Genomic DNA, 3,123 nt, shown 5'->3' with positions numbered 1-3,123 from the left:
GTTAGCGGTGCGAGCGCCCCACATAGACAGCTGGTTGATTGCGGCCGAGGATCGCTGCCTTTGCAATGGTAGCGGGATTGCAGCTGATGCTGGGCGACGAGAAGCGTGGTGAGCAGGTTGATTTGAACTATGCGGCACTGGGTGCGAAGTCGGATTGCGACGGTGTGCCGCACAGTGCCAATCAGACTTCGCCCGGCGTGAATGTTTTGGGCCCGCAGCGCACGAACCGGAGATGGGACCCGCGGGAGAAGGCGCGGATCACGGCGGAGAGTTTTGAGGCTGGCGCCAACATCTCGGCAGTAGCGCGGCGCCACGGCGTTAGTCTGGGCCTCCTTCACTACTGGCGCCGAACGGTTCGGGATCGTGGCGCAATGGAGTCGATCTCGATGGTGCCGCTGGAGGTGGATGATGGGGCGCCACGATCGCGATGTGATCTCGAGATCGAGATCGGCGGCGCGCGCGTAATGGTGCGCGGCAGAGTGGACGGCGGTGTGCTGCGGACCGTATTCGACGCGCTGCGCCCGTGACGATCGGATGGAGCAGCGACCTCAGGGTCGTGCTGGTCACCGGCCCGATCGATTTTCGTGCTGGGATCAACAAACTGGCATCGCTGGTTGCCAATGAGTTGGGCCGGGATCCTTACTCGAGCGAGGTTTACGTGTTCCGCTCGAAGCGGGCAGATCGCTTGCGGCTCTTGCATTTTGACGGCTCGGGAATGTGCATGATGAGCAAGTGGCTCGAGGCTGGAAAGTTCGCTTGGCCGCCCGTGCGGAACGGAGTGATCAAGCTGACGTCTGCGCAGATGGTCTTGTTGCTGGGCGGAATGGACTGGCGCCGGCTCGAGCAAAATCCAGTTAAAAAACCTGAGCTTGTCGGCTGAAAAAGCGTTAATTTACTGGGCTTCCGGCAGGCTTTAGGCTAACAATCGGGAGTGACAGACGCTCCGGAAAATCTGGCAAAAGCGCTTGAGGTCATGACCTTCAGGGTGGCCGAGCTGGAAGCAGAACTGGAGGCTAAATCCCGCCTGCTCAACACCTACAAGGCGATGCTGTTCGGTCGCCGTTCGGAAAAGGCGCGGATCGTTCTCGACGAACAGGGCTGCCTCGATCTCGGTGATCTGAGCGCCATCGCTCCGGCACCGCCAGCAGCCAACGACGATCCTGCCCCCAAGGCGGCCAACCGCAAATCCCGGCGCAATATCGGCGCCCTGCCCAAGCATCTGCCACGCATCATCAATGTGATCGAACCTGACAGCACTCAATGCGCCTGCTGCCAATGCGCCATGCACAAGATCGGCGAGGACGTGAGCGAGGCCCTCGATATCGTGCCGGCCATCTTGCGCGTTATCGCCACCGTTCGTCCCAAATATGCCTGCCGGGCATGCGAAGGCGGGATCGTTCAGGCGCCGGCGCCTCGACGGATGATCGAAGGCTCCATGGTGACAACCTCGTTCATTGCCTGGGTCGTCTCGCAGCGCTTCGCCTGGTACCTGCCGGTCTACCGGCAGGCGCAGATGCTCTCAGGCCATGGGTTGCAGATTGATCGCTCGACGCTTTCGCGCATGGTAAAGCGCGCAGCCTGGTGGCTGGATGGCTTGTTCGACCGGCAGTTGCGGTTCATCCATAGCCATCACCGCATTTACGTCGATGAGACCCGCATGCCAGTGCTCGAGGCGGGCAGAGGCCAAGTGCGCATCGATCAGTTCTGGGCGCATGGCATCGATGACCGATCGTGGAACGGGCCGGCTCCACCGGCGGTCTGTTATATCTACGCCAGTTCGCGAAGTCGGCTTGAGATCACGAAGCAACTGGCCAGCTATAAAGGCGTACTGCAGGTTGATGGCTATACCGCCTACAAGCACCTCGTAATGCCCGGGCGTGAGGCTGGGCCGATCCAGCTCGCCTTCTGCCTTGCTCACCTGCGCCGCCGCTTCGTCGATCTGCACAAGAGCACCAAATCGCCACTCACCGAGCAGTTCATCGCGCTGTTTGGTCAGGTCTATCGGATCGAGGCGGACATCCGCGGCACCAGCGCCGAGCATCGTCGATCGGTTCGCCAGGAGCAATCCAGGCCGGTGATGGAAGAGCTCAAGGCGCTGTGCGACGCTACCTTGCCGCGGCTCTCGGCGAAATCGCAGCTGGCTGAGCATATCCGCTATGCCCATGACCACTGGCACGGACTGACGCTGTTCCTCGAGGATGGCCGCATCGACGTTGATAGCAACATGATCGAGCGGCAAATGCGTCCAGTTGCGATCGGGCGCCGCAATAGTCTGTTCGCTGGCAACGAGGGAGGAGCGCGCAGTTGGGCAGTACTGGCATCTTTGCTTCAAACAGCGAAGTTGAATGGACTGGACCCGTTTACCTGGCTGGATGATGTGCTGACCCGGATCGTCTCGGGCGAGGTCAAGAACAACGACCTTGACCAACTCCTGGCGTGGAACTGGAAGCCTGCAGCGCAAACGCCGCAAATCGGCATGGCGGCGTGAGCGGCTTCGATGAAATCGCCCTGCCGGACGAGGCACTGGAAGCCTGGCTGGCGGTCAAGATCAATCGTCGCCCGCTCGTGCGAACAGTGTCTGCGCTCGAAGGCTTCGTTACCGCCGCGGTGACCGGTCCTCCGTTCCCGGATCCGCAATACTGGATCTGCCCGGCCATGGGGCTGCCGTTCGATGTGCTGACCAATGGCACGGATCTCGAGCTCGCAGTGTTCGCTGCCGTTGCAAAGGTCCACAACCGCATCAACGAGACCTTCTTCAACAGACCTCACGAATACGCTCCGCAGTTCGCGACAAAATCCGATGGCGGGATCGATCCGCGCCCGTGGTGCCAGGGATTTTACGCCGCGATGAACCTGAACATGAAGGACTGGAAGCCGCTCCTCAACCGCAGCAACATCCATCACGCCTTGCTGCTCCCGATCCTCATCTACTGCGTCGACAAAAAGGGCCTGCCCGTCCTCGGCAAGCCGAGGCCGGGACCTGACACAGACCGCTTCCTCGAGCACGAAGCTTACCTCGACATCGCACTCGTCGTCCCAACCATCAAAGAGCTGCACGACCCAATACGCCTCGCCCGCAGCCGATAACTCGCGGTGTCAATGTGGGCCGCTCGCACCGCTAAC

General features: G+C 61.0%; 4 protein-coding genes. All 4 read left to right on the top strand.

What is annotated here, in order from left to right:
• Nucleotides 1-86 precede the first annotated feature (86 nt).
• Nucleotides 87-527 (top strand): IS66-like element accessory protein TnpA, encoded by a 441-nt coding sequence (gene tnpA, locus EBBID32_RS17855; RefSeq protein WP_231382240.1) that lies wholly within the window; start codon nt 87-89, stop codon nt 525-527.
• Nucleotides 524-880: an IS66 family insertion sequence element accessory protein TnpB gene (tnpB, locus tag EBBID32_RS17850; RefSeq protein ID WP_006962581.1), complete on the top strand. Its 357-nt coding sequence runs from the start codon at nt 524-526 to the stop codon at nt 878-880. The genes tnpA and tnpB overlap by 4 nt, the downstream gene beginning before the upstream one ends.
• A 93-nt stretch (nt 881-973) precedes the next feature.
• Nucleotides 974-2,488 carry an IS66 family transposase gene (gene tnpC, locus EBBID32_RS17845; RefSeq protein ID WP_081628122.1) on the top strand — a complete coding sequence of 505 codons (1,515 nt, stop codon included), beginning with the start codon at nt 974-976 and terminating at the stop codon, nt 2,486-2,488.
• The gene (locus EBBID32_RS17840) at nt 2,485-3,087 is read left to right on the top strand and encodes a UPF0149 family protein (protein ID WP_006962577.1); all 603 of its coding nucleotides are present in this window, start codon (nt 2,485-2,487) and stop codon (nt 3,085-3,087) included. The genes tnpC and EBBID32_RS17840 overlap by 4 nt, the downstream gene beginning before the upstream one ends.
• Nucleotides 3,088-3,123 lie beyond the last annotated feature (36 nt).

Origin of the sequence: Sphingobium indicum BiD32 (genome assembly GCF_000382885.1) — a bacterium.
Classification (GTDB): Bacteria; Pseudomonadota; Alphaproteobacteria; order Sphingomonadales; family Sphingomonadaceae; genus Sphingobium; species Sphingobium japonicum_C.
Note: the sequence above shows the minus strand (reverse complement) of the source record. Positions and strands in the feature narration are given on the sequence as shown.